At 66.1% G+C, this 19,222-nt stretch carries 7 protein-coding genes; 2 read left to right on the forward strand and 5 right to left on the reverse strand.

Going from position 1 to position 19,222, the window contains the following annotated elements; genetic code table 11:
* Positions 1-94: 94 nt before the first annotated feature.
* Together ACW9H9_RS09355 and ACW9H9_RS09360 are read right to left on the reverse strand one after the other, a co-directional pair.
* Entirely contained in the window at positions 95-13,024 is a 12,930-nt protein-coding gene (locus ACW9H9_RS09355) for a non-ribosomal peptide synthetase (RefSeq protein WP_457342867.1), read from the reverse strand.
* Positions 13,025-13,083: 59 nt separating this feature from the next.
* Positions 13,084-13,842, reverse strand: coding sequence for a thioesterase II family protein (locus tag ACW9H9_RS09360; protein ID WP_457342868.1), 759 nt, complete (start codon positions 13,840-13,842; stop codon positions 13,084-13,086).
* A 279-nt stretch (positions 13,843-14,121) separates the two neighbouring features.
* On the opposite strand from ACW9H9_RS09360, the gene ACW9H9_RS09365 reads away from it, so the two are divergent.
* Complete coding sequence (locus tag ACW9H9_RS09365) at positions 14,122-14,673, forward strand: RNA polymerase factor sigma-70 (RefSeq protein ID WP_457342869.1); 552 nt, start codon at positions 14,122-14,124, stop codon at positions 14,671-14,673.
* Positions 14,674-14,715: 42 nt separating this feature from the next.
* Here the strand turns inward: ACW9H9_RS09365 and ACW9H9_RS09370 are convergent, their stop codons facing one another.
* The 3 genes from ACW9H9_RS09370 to ACW9H9_RS09380 all read right to left on the reverse strand — a co-directional run bounded on the left by ACW9H9_RS09370 (position 14,716) and on the right by ACW9H9_RS09380 (position 17,304).
* Complete coding sequence (locus tag ACW9H9_RS09370) at positions 14,716-15,729, reverse strand: GNAT family N-acetyltransferase (RefSeq protein WP_457342870.1); 1,014 nt, start codon at positions 15,727-15,729, stop codon at positions 14,716-14,718.
* A 65-nt stretch (positions 15,730-15,794) separates the two neighbouring features.
* Complete coding sequence (locus ACW9H9_RS09375) at positions 15,795-16,583, reverse strand: substrate-binding periplasmic protein (protein ID WP_457342871.1); 789 nt, start codon at positions 16,581-16,583, stop codon at positions 15,795-15,797.
* Between the two features lie 76 nt (positions 16,584-16,659).
* The gene (locus tag ACW9H9_RS09380; protein ID WP_457342872.1) at positions 16,660-17,304 is read right to left on the reverse strand and encodes a TetR family transcriptional regulator; all 645 of its coding nucleotides are present in this window, start codon (positions 17,302-17,304) and stop codon (positions 16,660-16,662) included.
* Positions 17,305-17,456: 152 nt separating this feature from the next.
* Here ACW9H9_RS09380 and ACW9H9_RS09385 point away from each other — a divergent pair, with 152 nt between their 5' ends.
* Positions 17,457-19,214, forward strand: coding sequence for an acyclic terpene utilization AtuA family protein (locus ACW9H9_RS09385; RefSeq protein ID WP_457342873.1), 1,758 nt, complete (start codon positions 17,457-17,459; stop codon positions 19,212-19,214).
* Positions 19,215-19,222 lie beyond the last annotated feature (8 nt).

Genomic DNA, 19,222 nt, shown 5'->3' on the forward strand with positions numbered 1-19,222 from the left:
GCCAAAACTGCTGTTATCTAACGTCCGGAACAGGTGCGGCGCCTACTGTCAGATTTGACAGTTACGCCAAAAAGCCGACCGGCGGCCTCCCCCGTCAAAGCCCCTCCAGTTCGGCCATCAGGTCACTCAAGCGGTCCACCTTCTCCACGCTGATCGTGTCAACCGCCAGCCCGTCGATGTACTCGGCCAGTTGGGCCACCGTGCTGCACTCGAACATCGCCCGAAGCGGCACATCGCGCTGCAGGGTCTTTTGCACCCGCGAGGCAATCTGCGTGGCCAGCAGCGAGTGCCCGCCCAATTCGAAGAAGTTGTCCTGCACCCCCACCCGCTCGACTTTGAGCACCTGGGCCCAGATTCCGGCCAGGGTCTGCTCCAACTCATTGCGCGGTGCCAGGTAGTCCTGTTGGTGCAACTGGCCGATGTCCAGCGCGGGCAAGGCCTTGCGGTCGAGCTTGCCGTTGGCGTTGAGCGGCAGGCTGTCCAGCCATAGCCAGTGCAGCGGCACCATGTATTCGGGCAACTCGGCGCGCAGGCGTTGCTTGATGCGGTCCAGGCGTTCGCCCTGGCCCAGGCTGGCGTCGGCCGCCACCAGGTAACCCACCAGGTGTTTGCCGTTGGCGCCCTCCTGTACCCCCACCGCCGCGTCGCGCACCTCGGGTTGCTCGTGCAGGCGGGCTTCGATTTCACCCAGTTCGATGCGGTAGCCACGAATCTTCACTTGATGGTCGATACGCCCCACGTACTCCAGCACCCCGTCGCGGCGTCGACGGGCCAGATCGCCGGTGCGGTACAACCGCTCGCCCGGTGCACCGAACGGGTTGGGCACAAATACCTGCGCCGTCCGTAGAGGGTCGCTCACATAGCCGCGCCCCACGCCCGTCCCCGCCACACACAATTCGCCCACCGCGCCTTGCGGCACCAGGTCCAGCGCACCGTCCAGCACGTACAGGCGGTTGTTGTCGGTCGGCGTGCCAATCGGCAGGTACGTGCCCCGGGTGGAGGCCAGGTCTACGCGGTAGAACGCCACGTCGTCCGAACATTCCGCCGGCCCGTAGGCGTTGACCAGGCCGATCTGCGGGTAGCGCAGCAGCCACTGGTGCGCCAGCTCCGGCGGCATGGCTTCGCCGGTCGGCAGCATCCAGCGCAGGCCGTCCAGGTGGATACGGTCCTGGGCGAGCATGCCCTGGATCAGCGACGGCACGCTTTCCAGCACGGTGATGCCTTGGGCCTGCACATGCTCGAGCAAGCCTTGCGGGTCATGGGCAACGGCATTCGGCACGATGTCCACCCGTGCGCCAAACAGCGGCGCCGCGAGGAACTGCCACACCGAAATATCAAAGCTTTGCGAGGCGGTCTGGGCGATCACGTCCGTCTCGCTCAGTTGCAGGTACGGCAGCTTGCTCAATTGGTTGTTGAGCATGCCGCGCTGCTCCACCATCACGCCCTTTGGCAGGCCGGTGGAGCCTGAGGTGTAAATCACATACGCGAGGTTGTCCGGGGCGCTGTAAAGGCCCAGGTCCGCGTCGGGCCCGGCCAATTGCTCCCACACCAACAACTTGGGCCGCCCGGCGCAGGCGAAGTCTTCCAACAACTGTTGCGCCTGTTCACGGCACGCCTCGGTGCACACCAGCAACGGTGTGCGGCTCAGGTCGATGATGCGGCTCAGGCGCTGGCCCGGCAGGCCCGGGTCCAGCGGCAAGTAACCGGCACCGGCCTTGAAGCTGCCGATGATCATGCCCAAAAGGTCCAGGCCACGCTCGGCGAGCAGCGCCACCGGCTGGTCCAGGCCAACACCGGCGGCCACCAACGCATGCCCCAGGCGATTACTGCGCCGGTTCAGTTCGGCGTACGTCCATTGCTGGTCCAGGCAACTGGCGGCAATGCGCTGCGGATGCTGCGCCACCTGCGCCTCGAACAACGCCACGTAGCTGTGATCCAGCGGGTAGTCGCGGCCGCTCTGGTTGCACCCTTCCAGCAAAAAGGCGCGCTCCGGCTCGCCGATCAATGGCAGGTCGGCCATGTCGCCATGGAACCCTTGCACCAGCGCCAGCAGCAGGCGCTTGAACTCGGCGAGCATGCCTTGCACGGTGCTTTCGTCGAAATATCGCTGGTCGTAAGACAGGTGCAACCCCAGGTCATCGCCCGGGTAACACACTGCCGTCAGCGGGAAGTTGGTGTGGGTGCGGCCCGAGTCCGAGGTGGCGTTCAGGCTTTGCGCACGGTCCAGCACCGAGACTTCTACCGGGGCGTTTTCAAACACGAACAGGCTGTCGAACAGCGGCTGGCCCTTGGGCAATTCGCTGTGCTCCTGGATCGTCACCAGGGGCAGGTATTCGTACTCGCGCAGTTGCATGTTGCTGTCCAGCAGGCCGCTCAACCAGTCGCGCACACGGCACGGCTGACCGTCCTCGGGCAGGGTCACGCGCAGCGCAATGCTGTTGATGAACAGGCCGACGGTGCGTTGCATCTGCGGCATCTCCACCGGGCGCCCGGCCACGGTGACGCCGAACAGCACATCACGCTCACCGCTCAAACGCTGTAGCACCAGGGCCCACGCCGCTTGCGCAAAGGTGTTGACGGTCAATTGGTGCGCCTGCGCCAGTTCGCGCAGGTGTGCGCCGTCCTGCGCATCGAGGCGGGTGTAGCAGTCGCCTACCACCATGCCGCCGCTGTGGCCTGCGTGTTCGCGCAGGAACGGCCGGTCGCTGGGGATCGGTGTGGTGCGCTCGAACCCTTGCAGGTTGCGCTGCCACCACTGCTTCGCCTCGGCCAGGCTCTGGCGTTGCAGCCAGGCAATGTAGTCGCGGTAGCGCGACGGGGCGGCCAACGTGGCCTCATGGCCTTCGCCGAGGGCCAGGTAAATCTCGAAGAAATCGTTCATCAACAGCGACCGGCACCAGGCATCGATCAGGATGTGGTGGTTGCTCATCATGAACCAGTAGCGCGCCTCGCCCACGCGGATCAGGCGCAGGTGGAACGGCGCCTGGTTGAGCAGGTCGAAGCCCGCTTCACGCTCTTGCTTGAGCAAGGCTTGCAGGCGCGGCTCGTGTTCTCCGTCGGGGTCAGCGCTCCAGTCCAGGTACTCGACCGGCGTGCTGCCGGGCTTGTGCACCACCTGCAACATGTCCTCGCCCACGTTCCAGCAGAACGATGCGCGCAGGGCTTCGTGACGGGCGATCACCGCCTGCCAGGCCCTGGCGAAACGCTCGGGGTCCAGGGCGCTGTTGATGCGGTAGCGGTCCTGCATGTAGTAGAGGCCGGTGCCCGGCTCCAGCAGGGTGTGCAGCAGCATGCCCTCTTGCATGGGGGTCAGCGGGTACACGTCTTCGATGGCGCTGGCAGGCACCGGCAAGCTGTCGAGTTGCGCCTGGGTCAGCCGGGCCAGCGGGAAATCGGACGGCGTGAGGCCGCCCGCATCCGCGCTCAGGCAATGGCTGATCACGCTGCACAGTTCGCCAAGGTAAGCGTCGGCCAGCTCACCGATGGTCTGGGGGTCGTGGCGCTCGCGGCTGAAGGTCCAACGCAGCACCAGTTCGCCGCCATACACCTGGCTGTCCACGCTCAACGTGTTGGGCAGCGGTGCGTCCAGGTCATGGGCGATCCCGGCGGGTTCGTCCACCGGGTGGAACAGCGCATCGTCACCAAAACTCTGGTCGAACTGGCCCAGGTAATTGAAGGTGATGGACGCGCTCGGCAACGCGGCCATGGCCTCGCGGCACGGTGCGTCGGCCAGGTAACGCAGCACGCCATAGCCCAGCCCTTTGTGCGGCACCGCACGCAGTTGCTCCTTGATCGCCTTGATGGAGGCGCCCTGCCCGGCGGCTTCCTCGATGTTCAGCGGGGTCAGGCGCAGTGGGTAGGCGCTGGTGAACCAGCCGACGCTGCGGGTCAGGTCGATGTCGTCGAACAGGGCTTCGCGGCCGTGGCCTTCCAGTTGGACCAGCACCGACGCCTGCCCGCTCCAGCGGCACATCACACGGGCCAGGGCGGTCAGCAGCAGGTCGTTGACCTGGGTGCGGTAGGCACTCGGTGCCTGTTGCAGCAACTGGCGGGTGCGCTCGGCGTCCAGGCGTACGCTGACACTGCTGGCATCGCGATGACGCGCAAGGCCGTGAGGGTGGTCCACCGGCAACGCCACCGCCGGGCCCGCCAGTTGCGCCTGCCACAGGCCCAGCTCTTCGCGCAGCGATTCGCTGCCGGCATAGGCCTGCAAACGCGCAGCCCAGTCTCGCAGCGCGCTGGTCTTGGCGGGCAAGCTCACCGGCTGGCCGTCGCTCAATTGGCGATAGACGTTTTGCAGGTCTTCAAGCAACACGCGCCACGACACGCCGTCCACCACCAGGTGATGCACCACGATCAAAAGGCGCCGCTGGCCGAGCGGGCCGTCCACCAATAAGGCGCGCAGCAGCGGGCCGTGGGCCAGGTCGAGGCTGCGCTGGGTGTCGGTGAACAGCGCCTGGCACTGCGCCATGTCTGTCACCTGGGCTTGCAGCAGCAGTGCGCCTTGCGGCACGGCGCTGTGCTCGGCGTGCCAGTGGGCGTCACGCGCGGTGAAGCTCAGGCGCAGGGCGTCGTGGTGTTCCAGCACGGCCAGCAACGCCTGCTCCAGGCGGTGGGGCTCCAGGGCCTGCGCAGGCTCCAGCACCAGTGCCTGGTTCCAGTGCTGGCGCTCGGGGATGTCGGTGTCAAAGAACCACTGCTGGATCGGCGTCAGCGCCGAAGCGCCGGTGAGCACGCCTTGCTCGGCAATCACCTGTTCGCTGCGGGTGGCGACGGCGGCCAGGGTGCGCACGCTCTGGTGCTGGAACAGGTCGCGGGGGCTGAAATGAATCCCGGCCTGCCGCGCACGGCTGACCACCTGGATCGACAGGATCGAGTCGCCGCCCAGTTCAAAGAAGTTATCGTCCAGGCCCACTTGCTGCACATTCAGCACGGCGCACCAGATAGCGGCCAGGGTCTGCTCCAACGTGTTGCGCGGGGCCACGTAGTGTTGGCGGTTGGCCTCGGGGTCGGGCTGGGGCAATGCACGGCGGTCGAGCTTGCCGTTGGCGGTCAGCGGCATGCTGGCCAGCACCATCAGGTGGGCAGGCACCATGTAGTCCGGCAGTTGGGCCTTGAGGTGCGCCTTGAGGGACTCGCGCAGGGCGTTGTGGTCGGCATCGTCGCTGACCAGGTAACCCACCAGTTGCTTGCCGCTGGGGCTGTCCAGCGCCAGCACCACCGCTTCGGCCACGCTGGGGTGTTCCAGCAGGCGGGTTTCGATCTCGCCCAGTTCAATCCGGAACCCACGGATCTTCACCTGATGGTCGACCCGCCCCAGGTATTCCACCAGGCCGTCGGCACGCTGGCGCACCAGGTCGCCGGTGCGGTACAGGCGGCCGCCATCACGGGCGAACGGGTCGGCGACAAAGCGCTCCGCCGTCATCCCGGGACGCTGGTGATACCCCTGGGCCAGGCCGGCGCCGCCGACATACAACTCGCCCGTCGCGCCTTGCGGCACCAGCGCCAGGTCGGCGTCGAGGATATAAGCCACCCGGGCACCGACGATGCTGCCGATCGGCACGCTGCCCGCGCCCTCCTCCAGCTGCTCCGGTGCCAGGCAGGCCAGCGGCATCACCACGGTTTCGGTGGGGCCGTAGGCATTGAAGAACCGTTCAGGCTGGAACGCCGCGCGAATCCGCTGCAAGTGCTCGCCCGTCAGCGCCTCGCCGCCGGTGATGCACATGCGCACCGGCAAGGTCTGCTGCTGCGTGGCCAGCCATTGCGCCAACTGGCTGCCGTAGCTGGGGGTGAAGCCCAGAATGTTGATGCGGTGCTGGCGGATCAGCCCGCAGATTTCTTCGGCGTCCCACTGGCCTTGCGCCCGCAACACCACCTGCGCGCCGCTGAGCAACGGCACCAGCAGGCGCTCGGTGGCGGCGTCGAAGTTGATGGAATAAAAGTGCAGTTCGCAGTCGTCCGGGCGCATGCCAAAACGCTCGATCACCGCCTGGCAATGCATGGCGATTTCGCCGTGGGACACCACCACGCCCTTGGGCTTGCCGGTGGAGCCGGAGGTGTAAATCAGGTAGGCCTGGTGTTGCGGCACATTGATGAACGGCAACTCGGTGGTCGGGTAACGGGCCAGGTCCTGCGCCAGGCTCCAACGGTCGACGCCCACGGGCAGCTCGCCCAGGGCCTCGAACATCGCGGCATCGCTGAGCAGCAGGCGGATGCCGCTGTCCTCGATCATGTAATGCAGGCGGTCCAGCGGGTATTCCGGGTCCAGCGGCACATAGGCGCCGCCGGCCTTGAGGATCGCCAGCAAGCCCACGACCATCTCCAGCGAACGCGGCAACGCCAGGCCCACCCGCACCTGCGGGCCCACCCCGCGCTCGCGCAGCGCCCAGGCCAGGCGGTTGGCGCGGCTGTCCAGCTCGCGGTAGCTCAGGGTCTGCCCGGCAAACGTCAACGCCGGGGTGTCGGGGCGTGCCTGGGCCTGTTGGCTGAACAGCGTGTGAAGGCACTGGTCGAGGCGATGCTCACCCGCCTCACTGCCCAGGCTGTTTTGCAACGCGCGCTGTTCGGCGGCGTGCAGCAGCGGCAGTTCGCTCAGGCGCTGCTGTGGGTCGCCAATCAGCGCTTCGAGCAGGTTGCGCCAATGCTCGGCCATGCGCGCAATGCGCGGTTCATCAAACAGGTCGGTGCTGTAGGTCAGGCAGCAACCCAGGCGATGGTCGAGGTCGGTGACTTCAAGGTTCAGGTCGAACTTGGTGGCGCGGGCGTCGTTGGCCAGGTACTCGACCGTCATGCCAGCCAGGGGCCGGCGCTGCTGGAATTCCCAGCGCTGCACGTTGCACATCACTTGGAACAACGGGTTGTACGCAGCGCTGCGAGGCGGTTGCAGGGCCTCCACCAAATGGTCGAAGGGCAGGTCTTGATGGGACTGGCCTTCGATCACGGTGTGGCGCACCTGCTCGAACAATTGAGCGACGCGCATCTGCCCGTCGAGCTGGCAACGCAGCACTTGGGTATTGAGGAACGCGCCGATCAGCCCCTCGCTTTCCGGGCGGATGCGGTTGGCCACCGGGGCGCCGATGCGCAGGTCGGTCTGGCCACTGTAGCGGTAGAGCAACACGGCCAGAGTCGCGGTCATGGTCATGAACAGGGTCAGGCCGCGCTCGGCGTTGAACGCCCGCACGCGAGCGGCCAGCTCGTCGCTCAAGTCGAAGCGGAACAGTTCGCCCTGGTGGCTTTGCACCGGCGGGCGCGGACGGTCGCTGGGCAGTTCCAGCAGTGGGTGCTCGTGACCCAACTGCGCGGTCCAATAGTCCAGTTGGCGCTGGCGCTCGCCCGACTCCAGCCACTGGCGCTGCCACACGCTGTAGTCCAGGTACTGCACCGGCAGCGCAGGCAATGGCGACTCGCGCTCGTCAATAAAAGCCTCATAGAGCGCGCTGAGTTCACGGGCAAAAATGTCCATGGCCCAGCCTTCGGTGACGATGTGGTGCAGGGTGAGCACCAGGTAGTGTTCCTGCTCACCGGCCTTGACCAGGCACGCGCGCAGCAACGGGCCGGTGTCCAGGTTGAAGGGGGTGTGGGCCTCGTGGTCGGCCAGTTGCTGCAAACGCTGCTGGCACTCGGCGTGGGTCAGTGCACTGAAGTCTTGCCACGCCATGCGCACGCTGCTTTGCGCCGACACCTGCTGCTGCGCCACGCCGTCACGGCTCGGAAATGTGGTGCGCAAGGTTTCGTGACGCATGATCAAGGCCTGCAACGCCGCCTCGAAACGCCCCACGTCCAGCACCCCACGCAAACGCGCCATGCCGCCGACGTTGTAGGCCGGGCTGTCCGGTTCCATCTGCCAGAGAAACCACATGCGCTGCTGCGAATACGACAGCGGCACCGGCTGGCGGCGGTCGACCCTGGCGATGGCCGATTGCAGGTTGCGTTGGCCCGAGGCCTGGATCAGCCGCACATGCTCGGCAAACGCGCCCAGCTCGCTGGTTTCAAACAGGGTGCGCAAGGCGAGCTCCACGTCGCAGGCCTGGCGGGTGCGCGAGATGATTTGCGTGGCCAGCAACGAGTGGCCGCCCAGCGCGAAGAAATCGTCACGCAGGCCGATACGCGGCAGGCCGAGGACTTCACGCCAGATGGCGGCGATCTGCTGTTGCAGCGCCGATTCGGGCTCGACATGCTCGCGCACCTGCCACACCGGCTCCGGCAGCGCGCGCAGGTCCAGCTTGCCGCTGGGGCTCAAGGGCATCGCGTCCAGGCGGATCAATTGCGCGGGCACCATGTACTCCGGCAACTCGGCGGCCAGGGCGGCCTTTACCGCCTGTTCATCCAGCGCCCGGTGGGCGGTGTAATAGCCGATCAACTGCGCGCCCGCGGCGGTGTCGCGCACCCGCACCACGGCGTTGGCGATGCCCTCCAGCGCCAACAGGCGTGCCTGGATTTCTTCGGGCTCCACACGAAAGCCGCGCAGCTTGACCTGCTGGTCGAGGCGGCCCAGGTATTCCAGCACGCCGTCAGCGCCCCAACGCACGCGGTCGCCGGTGCGGTACAGGCGCGCGCCCGACGCATCGGCCACGAAGCGCTCGGCGGTCAGCCCCGGACGGCCCAGATACCCTCGGGCCAACCCGATGCCGCCAATGCACAGCTCGCCGGGCACGCCGATCGGCAGGGGGTTGAACTGCTCGTCCAGCACCCGGCAGATCACGTTGCCCAGCGGCCGACCAATGGGTGAGCGCTCGCCGTCTTCACGGCGGCAGTGCCAGTGGGTCACGTTGATCGCGGTTTCGGTGGGGCCGTATCGGTTGTGCAACTGCACCCCCGGCAAGTGCGCCAACACGCGGTTACGCAGCTCGGCGGGCAAGGCTTCGCCGCCAGAGAACACGCGGCGCAGGCTGCTGCATTCGGCGCTCAAGGGCTCATCGATAAACAGCTGCAACAGCGGCGGCACAAAGTGCAACGTGGTCACGCCGTGCTGTTGCACGCACTGCGCAATGCGATGGGGGTCACGGTGCTCGCCGGGCGCGGCCAGCGCCAGGCGGCAGCCGGTGATCAGCGGCCAGAAGCACTCCCACACCGACACGTCAAAACTGACCGGCGCCTTTTGCATCAGCACATCGGTTTCGTCGAGTTGATAGGTGGCCTGCATCCACTGCAAACGCTCGGCCAGTGCAGCATGGGTGTTGCCCACGCCTTTGGGCTGGCCGGTGGAGCCGGAGGTGTAGATCACGTAGGCCAGGTTGTCGCCTTGCACATTCACGCCCGGTGCGTGAGTGGGCCAGCTGTCGAGCTTGAGGTTGTCCAGGGCGATGACACACACATCGTCGGCCACCGGCAGTTGCTCCAACAGCGCGGTCTGGGTCAGCAGCAGTTGCACACCGCTGTCCTTGAGCATGTAGGCCAGGCGGTCGGCGGGGTAGTCCGGGTCCAGCGGCACGTAGGCACCGCCCGCCTTGAGGATGGCCAACAGGCCGATCAGCAGGTGCGGCGAACGCTCGGCGGCGATGGCCACGCACACGTCCGGGCCCACGCCTTTGTCGCGCAGGTAATGGGCCAGGCGGTTGGCCTGGGTGTGCAACTGGGCGAAGCTCAGGTGGCCGTCCTGCCAGACCAGCGCGGTGTGCTCATTGGCGGCCTGCGCGTTGAGCAACTGCGGCAGCCAGCGCTGTGCCGGCGCGCAAGGGGCGGCGCCCCACTGGTCTTGCAGGGCATGCTCAGCGGCGGGCACCAGCGCCAGCTCGCCAATGGCGTGCCCGGGGTGTTCGCACACCGCTTGCAGCAGCGCGACGAAGTGCCCGGCCAGGCGTTCAATGGTGCTGGCGTCGAACACTTCGTCGGCGTAGTCGAAGGCCAGGCTCAGGCGGCCGTTGCGGTCCTGGTCGGTGTGCAGTTGCAGGTCGAACTTGGCCTGGCGGCTGTGCCAGGGCAGCTCTTCGGCCAACAGGCCCGGCAAGCGGCGCAGGGCGCCGAGGTCGCGCTGCTGGTGGTTGAACAGCACTTGGAACAGACCCTGTTCGCGCGCTTGCGGGAAGGCTTCCAGCAGTTGCTCGAAGGGCAAATCCTGATGGGCCTGGGCGCCCAGCGCGGCCGTGCGGGTGGCGGCCAGCAAGTCACTGAACGGCAGGCGCGAGTCGATCTCGGCGCGCATCACCAGCGTATTGATGAAAAAGCCGACCAGGCCCTGGGTTTCCTGGCGCAGGCGGTTGGCGTTGGGCACGCCCACGCGGATATCGCGCTGGCCGCTGTAGCGGTGCAACAGGCTCTGGAACGCCGCCAGCAACAGCATGAACGGGGTTGCCTCATGCGCCTGGGCGGTCTGGCAAATTGCCTGGCTGAGCTCGTTGCTCAGGCGCACGTTGTGGCGGGCGGCGCTGTGGCGTTGCTGCGCCACGCGCGGGTGGTCGGTGGTTAAGCTCAGCGCCGGGTGTTCATCGCCAAGCTGCTGTTTCCAGTAGGCCAGTTGGCGCTCGCCCTCGCCTTGCGCCAGCCATTGGCGCTGCCAACTGCCGTAGTCGGCGTATCGCAGGGCCAGGGGCGGCAGCTCAAGGGTCTGGCCCTGGGACGCGGCGGCGTACAGGCGGGCGAACTCGTCCAGCAGCACTGTCAGCGACCAGCCATCGGCAATGATGTGGTGCATCGTCACCAGCAACTGGTGGTCTTCGTCATCCAGGCGCACCAGGGTTACCCACAGCAGCGGGCCGTTTTCCAGGTCGAACTGGGTGTGGGCCTCGTCTTCGCGGATCTGCGCCGCGCGGGCTTCCCGCTCGGCGGCAGGCAGGTCGCGCAGGTCGATCAGTTGCAGGTCAAATTCAACCTGGGCCTCGACCCGCTGCAAGGCTTGGCCGTCGCGCTCGAAGAACCGTGTACGCAGGGCTTCGTGACGCTGGATCAGTTGCGCAAAGGTGGTGCGCACGGCGTTCTCGTCCAGCTCGCCACGCAAGCGCAGGCCACCCGGGAGGGTGTAGGCGCTGCTGTGCGGGTCCAGTTGCCAGGTGATCCACAAGCGGTTCTGTGCCAGGGACTGCGGCACGTCCTCACCGCGAGGCAACGCGTGAATCGCGCCCTGGGCGGTGCCGCCGTCTTGTTGCAGTTGCGCGATACGCGCGGCGAAAGCGGCCAGGGTCGGCGCTTCAAACAGCAGGCGCAGGTTGAGCTCTAGGCCCAGGGTTTCACGCAGGCGCGCAACGACTTGGGTGGCGCTGATGGAGTTGCCGCCGAGCAAGAAGAAGTGGTCGTCGGCGGCCACCTCGGCCACCTGCAGGTGTTCGCGCCAGATCGCGGCGATCTGCTGCTGCAACGCCGACGTCAATACCGCCTCGTCCGCCCGGGCCTGGGTGCTGGGGAATTGCGCGTAGCTATCCAGGCTGCCCTCGGCATGGCGCGTGCGGCAGGCGGATCGCTGCACTTTGCCGCTGGAGGTTTTGGGCAGGCCGCCCGGGTTGAGCAACACCACCACGCTGGGCGCCTCTTGATAAGCCTCGGCCACGGCTTGGCGAATGGCCTTGATCAGCGCTTCGGGCGGCAGGATTTTCTGCACGCTGCGGCTGATTTCGGCGGCGATGCCGATGCCGTCCAAACCGTTGTCGTCCACGGCAAACGCCGCCACCCGGCCTTTGCGCACCACTTCCACTTCGCGCTCGATGGTCTGTTCGATGTCTTGCGGGTACAGGTTGTGGCCGCGCACGATCAGCAGGTCTTTGAGGCGTCCGGTGATGAACACTTCGCCGTCACGTATGAACCCCAAGTCGCCGGTGCGCAACCAGGTACGGCCCTGGTGCTGCACGAACGTCTTGGCCGTGGCCTCGGGGTTGCGCCAGTAGCCATGGGCGATGCTCGGGCCGCTGGCCCAGAGTTCACCGACGGCGTTGTCGTCCAGCTCGCCAAGCGTGTGCGGGTCGGCGATCAGCACCGCGTGTTCGGGCTGGCTCGTGCCGCAGCTCATGATCGCGCTGCCCTGCCCGGGCTCTGCACGGTTGGCGGCCAGCGCCTGTTCGTCCAGGCGCAGCGCCGGGATGCCCTGGCCACAGGTGCCGCCCGCCACAAACAGGGTGGCTTCGGCCAGGCCGTAGGAGGCGAAGAAGGCATTTGAAGTAAAACCACAGGCGGCGAATTTGTCGGCGAAGCGCTCCAGGGTGTCGAGGCGGATCGGCTCGGAGCCGGAATAGGCCACGCGCCACCGGCTCAGGTCCAGGCGCTCCAGCGCCGAGTCGCTGACACGCTCGCTGCACAGGCGGTAGGCGAAGTCCGGCCCGCCGCTGATGGTGCCGCCGTATTGGCTGATCGCTTCCAGCCAGCGCAGCGGGCGGCCGAGGAAATACGCAGGCGACATCAACACGCACGGCACGCCGCTGAAGATCGGTTGCAACAGGCCGCCGATCAGGCCCATGTCGTGGTACAGCGGCAACCAGCTGACGATCACGTCATCGGGGTTCAGGTCGATGCCAAAGCCGCGCCGGATCAGCACTTCGTTGGCCACCAGGTTGCCGTGGGTGACTTGCACGCCCTTGGGCAGCGCGGTGGAGCCGGAGGTGTATTGCAAAAAGGCGATGTCGTCATCGACCAGCACCGGGGCCACCCACTGGGGCGCGATGTCGGCGCTCAGGGTGTCGACACACAGCAACGGCGGCGCGTTGTCGATCTGGGCCAGCGCATCGCCCAGGCTGGCGGTGGTCAGCAACAGGCGCGGCTCGGCATCCTGCAGGATCGACAACAGACGCTCCTGGTGATGGCGACGGGTGGACTCGGGCGGGTACGCCGGCACGGCGATGACCCCGGCGTACAGGCAACCAAAAAACGCCGCGACGTAGTCCGCCCCGCTGGGGAACAACAGCACCGCACGGTCGCCCTGCACCGCGTGGGCCTGCAAGGCGGCGGCAATGGTGCGGGCTCGCAGGTCCAGGTCGCGGTAGCTGAGGGTGACTGACAGCGCGTCGGTTTCGGCAAGAAAACGCAAGGCCAGTTGGTCCGGGGTTTGCGCGGCGCGACGTTGAAGGGACTCGGCCAGGGTGCGGGGAAGTTCGAAGGCGTCCATCGTGGGGTTCCTGCCAGAAATCGGCTTGCTGGAAAATCGGGAATGAGGGAGGGCTGTTTTCAGCCGGCGGCGTGGGCCGGTTGCCGCGCCGCGCCATTGCGCAAGCGGGCCAGGTGTTCGTCGGCGTAACGCCTGAGGCAACGCAGCACGGCGGTTTCGTGCTGCATGAGGAAGAAGTGGTGGCCGTCGAACATGTCCAGGGAAAAACCGCTGGCGGTGTCGTCCTGCCAGTCCAGCAGTTGCTCGGCGCGCACGCTGTCCTGCTTGCCGCCGAATACGTGGATCGGCAGGCCCAGCGGCTCGCGTCGGCCGTACTGGAAACTGCCGCAGAGCAGGAAGTCGGCGCGCAGGACCGGCAGCATCAAGGCCATCAGTTCGGGGTCGGCCAGCGCCGCTTCCGGGGTGCCCTTGAGTTCGCGCAGGCGGGCGATCAACTCGGCGTCGGTTTTCTCGACGGCGTACTCGCTCACATCACGCCGCGCCGGGCCTGCAGTGCCGGAGGCGAACAGCGCGAGCGGCGCAGGCAAGTGGCGTTGGCGCAGGGCGTGGGCCAGTTCAAAGGCGAGCAGGCCGCCCAAGCTGTGACCGAACAGTGCGTAGGGGCCGTCCAGCTCCGTGCTGATTTCGTCGGCCAGTTGCGCGGCCAGGCGGCGGATGTCGCGTTGCAGTGGCTCGTCCATGCGCATGCCACGGCCCGGCAACTCCAGCGGGCGCACCTGCAACCAGTCGGGCAAGGCCTTGCGCCAGCGGCTGTAGACCATGGCGCTGGCGCCCGAATAAGGCAGGCAAAACAGGCGTAATCGAGTCGGCGTGCTCATCTGAAACCCACCCCGTTCACACGATAAAACCCCCATTGTCTGTTCCCCTCGGCGCTGGTCCTTGGCCGGTTGGCTAACTGGCCTGTCACCCATGAGAACGGATGGCCGCGGCAAATAATTAGTCCGGCCAGACGCCGCTCACCCCCTCACTAAAAGGCATAGGATTAGTTCGTCTTCTCATTTGACAATCATTATCATTCAGCATAATTTGTTGCCCGATGTGTAGGAGGCCTCAGCACGGACGCCCTCCCCCAACCCTCTTGCGACAAGGTGATTTCCATGACGGAACCAGTATCCACAGGCAGGTGCGACTCACCACTTCTCCAGGCATTTGTCGACAATCGGTTGATTCTGGTGAAGATCGCGGCACGTATTACCGGTTGCCGCTCCCGCGCCGAAGACGTTGTGCAGGACGCCTACTTCCGGCTGCAATCGGCGCCGACCATCACGTCGTCGTTCAAGGCGCAACTGAGCTACCTGTTCCAAATCGTGCGTAACCTGGCCATCGATCACTACCGCAAGCAGGCGCTGGAACTCAAGTATTCGGGCCCGGAGGAAGAAGGCTTGAACGTGGTGATTCACGGTGCGTCGCCGGAAGCGTCCCACATCAATTTCAATACGCTGGAAAACATCGCGCAGGCGCTGACCGAGCTGCCCCAGCGAACCCGGTATGCCTTTGAGATGTACCGGCTGCACGGCGTGCCGCAAAAGGACATCGCCAAGGAATTGGGCGTGTCACCGACCCTGGTCAACTTCATGATCCGCGATGCGCTGGTGCACTGCCGCAAGGTGTCGGGCAGCCAGAGCGATACGTTTGCCCGGCGCGTCTGACGCCGTGTCGCCGGGGAGCGGGAACCCCGCTCCCACCGCCCCCTAGACCAACCCGCACCGATCAAAAAAACGCTCGCGCCCCAGCACCATCAGTGCGGCGCGCTTGTGCGGGAAGTCGAACTCTTTTTCACAGTGAAAACACTGGTTCTGCAGGTGGCCGATCATCCGGGCGTTATCGGCGCGCGGCTCGGCCACCACGTGCTGGGTGCGCGGGTCGTCCAGAAACAGGTAGTGCACCAGCGCCGAAAGCCAGCTGGCGACTTTGTGCGGGCCACGGTGATGCTCCTCGCCCACCAGCATGTGAATGCCGCGGTCGTAGTCTTCCACCGCGTAGAACGGTGCGATGCGGTCTTCCTTGGCCCAGTAGGCCTCGAAATAAGCGAAGGGCTCGTCGTCGAAGCAGCCGATGAGCGTCAGGGTGTGCGGGTCGGCGTGCAGTTTTTCCAGGTACTCGCGGTGCTGTTCCAGGCTGCCGGTTTCCTGCCAGAAGCTGGCCACGCGCGCGCTGTTCTGCCAGCGGTTGAAGCGGGCCAGGTCGACCTCGACCTCGACGGTGCGCAGCGACACCCAGGCGTTCAACCGCGCATCGAAGCGTCGATACACTTCGCCCTGCGGTTTGGGCGGGCGGGCCGGATGGCGTTTGCCCGCGCTGATGATCATCTGTTGCGGGTAGCTGGCGCCCGGCACCGCTCCCAGCCAGGGCTGGGGCAATTGCCAAAAGGTGGTGCGCTCGCAATAAAACTCGCCAGCGGTGCCGGTGTGCCTCAACAGGCCGTTGCGCAGGGCTTCATCGGGTGCATGTTCCAGTTGCCAGACCAGGCGCTGGCGTTCCGGCTCGCGGGAAAACAGCCAGTAACAGGCGGCCCACACCGCACGCACCGGCGGTACGCCGCTGGCGTCCTGCAGGTGCACGCGCAGCGCGTCGCCCCGCTCGAGGCGCAGGCGAATCAACGGCTGGTCGCCCAGGCTCAGGCTCAAGTGGCTGTCGGTTTCATCGGCGTTCAGGTGCGGCCCTGCGGGCAGGGGCAGGCCGGTACGGTGGTTCGCAGTGGGCATGGCATAGGCTCAAGGTGGCTCGGCAGTTCAACAAGTGACGTGAACCGGCGCGCAAAATTTAGCCCTCAGGGCACCGGCACCACGTCGATGCGGTAAGGCTCGAAGAGCTTGAGCAACTCGCCGTTGTCGCGCAGCTGTGTGATCAGCGCCGCGAACGCCGCCCCGCTGATCGGCGCCTTGGGCCGCAGCAAGGCGTAGTGGTGGTAGATCTGGTCGATGCGCTCCGACACCAGGAACTGGTCGGCCATGTCGGCGTTGCGCACCAGGAAATCGCTGAGGTAGGACCGCGTCACCAGGGCAATATCGGCCCGCCCCCGGGCGACCATCAGCAGGTTGCTGTCGTGGGAATACGTGAGCGTGGCGTGAAAACGCTCGGCCATGTACTTGGGGTCGGGATTGAAGTTGGCGAACGCGTAGTGATACCCGCTGAACACCGCCAGGCGCTTGCCGCCCAGGTCGGCGAAGTAGGTTTGATCGCGCCCGGGTTCACGCTGGGCGACAAAGATCTCGGCGTCTTCCAGGCCCAGGTCCACCGCGACATGCGGGACGTCCTGCCAGCCCCACTTGGGGTTTTCGAAGATCGCCATGTCGATGCGACCTTGTTGCAGGTCGCGAAAACGCCGGGGGATGGAGGTGGGCACCAGCACGAACCGGTAGTCGCTCTGCAGCCCGTTCAAGGCGTCCACCAACTGCGGCAGCAGCCCGGTGTCGGCGCCCTGCTCCGGGCGCACGGTGTAGGGCGGAAAATGCGCCGCCCCCACCCTTACCACTTGCGCGGCCCAGGCCGGCAGTTGCCACAGTGCGCCCAGCACCACGATTGAAAAGCCTGCTGCCAGCCGCCAGGTCGAACCCATCAAGGCACACACCGTCAAAATTGAATGTCGATAAGCTAGGCGTTTTTGTCGGACGAAACAACGTCACGCCGCACAATTAACCGCTGGCATGGCCGGGCGAGTCGGCCTTGAGCACCATCAGCAAGGCTTCGTCCGCCAGTTGCTCCAGGGTCAGGCTGCCCTCGGCGCGAAACCAGGTGGTGGTCCAGGACAAGGCACCGGTCAGAAAACGCCGGGTGACAAACACATCGCCCTTGATGTAACCGGCGTCTTTGGCTTCCCCCAGCACCTGCAACCAGATCTGCTCGTACACATCGCGCAGGGCCAGCACCTGGGCCTGGCCGCTGGCCGACAACGAGCGCCACTCGTACACCAACACCGCCATCGCCTCGCCGGTGCCGCCCATGATCGACTGCAATTCGCAGCGGATCAGCGCCAGCACCCGCTCGCGCACATCGCGGGCTTCGGCCAGGGAAGCGCGCATGAGCGCGGTGTTGTAGTGGATGGTTTCTTCCATCACTGCGCGCAGGATGTCGTCCTTGCTCTTGAAGTGATGAAAAATGCTGCCGGACTGGATCCCCACCGCACTGGCCAGGTCGCGCACGGTGGTGCGTTCAAAGCCCTGGTTGCGAAACAGGTGGGCCGCCGTTTGCAGCAGCTTGCCCCGGGCACTGTCGGGGTCGATCAACTGGCCATCGTCTACCATGGTGCGCATCACCCGCCGGGCTTTTTGCTCATCCATGCCGCTCTCCTTAACTTGTGCTGACGTGTTGGACGGCAATTTAGGCCCAGGCGGCCACCCAAGCAAGCGCTTGGGTAAAAGAGACCGGCGGCGTTTACAGACCAAGCGCTTGCTTGGTAGTCTCGCCACAGCCTTTTGCGCAAGGATTTCGCATGACAGACACGGTTCGTATCGGCTGCGCCAGCGCCTTCTGGGGCGACACCTCTACCGCCGCCGCCCAGCTGGTGCACGGCGGCGCGCTGGACTACCTGGTGTTCGACTACCTGGCGGAAGTCACGCTCTCGATCCTCGCCGGGGCCCGCCTGAAAGACCCCGGTGCCGGATACGCCCATGACTTTGTCGACGTGCTCAGCCCGCTGTTGGCCGACATCCACCGCCAAGGCCTGCGTGTGATCAGCAATGCCGGCGGTATGCACCCGCAAGCCTGCGCCGCAGCCTTGCAGGCGGCCTGCGACAGCACCGGTGTACCGTTGAAAATCGCCGTGTTGCTGGGCGATGACCTGCACCCCCAACTCGCCACCCTTACGGCCCCCGAGCTCCCGCCTCACTGTGTGTCGGCCAATGCCTACCTCGGCGCGCCGGGCATTGTCGAAGCGCTGAGGCTGGGCGCCGATATCGTGATCACTGGCCGCGTGGTGGACAGCGCCGTGGTCAGCGCGGCGCTGGTGCATGAATTCGGCTGGGGCTGGCACGACTACGACCACTTGGCCCAGGCCGCATTGGCCGGGCACATTATCGAATGCGGCGCCCAGTGCACCGGCGGTAATTTCACCGACTGGCGCGACGTGCCCGACTACGAACACATGGGCTTTCCCATCGTTGAAGTCGACGCCAGTGGCACGTTCACCGTGTGCAAGGTCCAGGGCAGCGGCGGGCTGATCAGCCCTCTGAGCGTGGCCGAGCAACTGCTGTATGAAATCGGCGACCCACGCGCGTATGTACTGCCCGACGTGATCTGCGACTTCAGCCATGTCACGCTCGCCCCCTGTGGCCACAACCGCGTGCGCCTGCAAGGCGCCAAGGGTTTGCCGCCCACCGACCAGTACAAGGTCAGCGCCACTTGCCTGGACGGGTTTCGCTGCACCGCCAGTTGCCTGATCGCCGGGATCGATGCGCAGGCCAAGGCCGAACGGGTCAGCCAGGCACTCATCAACAAAACCAGCGAGCTGCTGCAACTGCGCGGTTGGGCGCCCTACACCGAGGTGAACATCGAACTGCTGGGCAGTGAGGCCACCTACGGCGCCCACGCGCAGCGCCGCGACTGCCGCGAGGTGGTGATGCACGTCGCGGTGCGCCACTCGGACAAAAACGCGCTGGCGCTGTTCGCCCGGGAAATCGCCGGGGCCGCCACCGGCATGGCACCGGGGTTGACCGGCATGGTCGGCGGCCGGCCTGCGGTGTCACCGTTGATTCGGCTGTTCTCGTTTTTGGTCGACAAACATACCTGCGCGCTAACCGTGGACTTCGAGGGCACACAGCACGCGTGCCCGTTGCCGACAGGCACCGCCCTGGAACTGCCCCGCGCCCCGCTCGACCCGCCCAAGCCCCAAGGCCGCGCCGACGCCAGCGTGGCCCTGGTGAAACTGGCCGTGGCCCGGGCGGGCGACAAGGGCAACCACAGCAATATCGGGGTGATCGCCCGCCATCCCGATTACCTGCCCTGGATCGCCGAGGCGCTGACCCCCGAGGTGATCGTGGACTGGATGCGCCATGTGCTCGACCCCGTTCACGGGCGCGTCGAGCGCTGGTATTTGCCGGGCAGCCACAGCCTGAATTTTTTGCTCGAAAACGCCCTCGGCGGCGGCGGCATGGCCAGCCTGCGCAGCGACCCGCAAGGCAAGGCCCTTGCCCAGCAGTTGCTGGAGATCCCGATTGCCGTGCCGCAAGACCTTGCCGATCAACTGACCTAAAGGACCGC

This window comes from Pseudomonas sp. SDO5215_S409, from assembly GCF_054071325.1.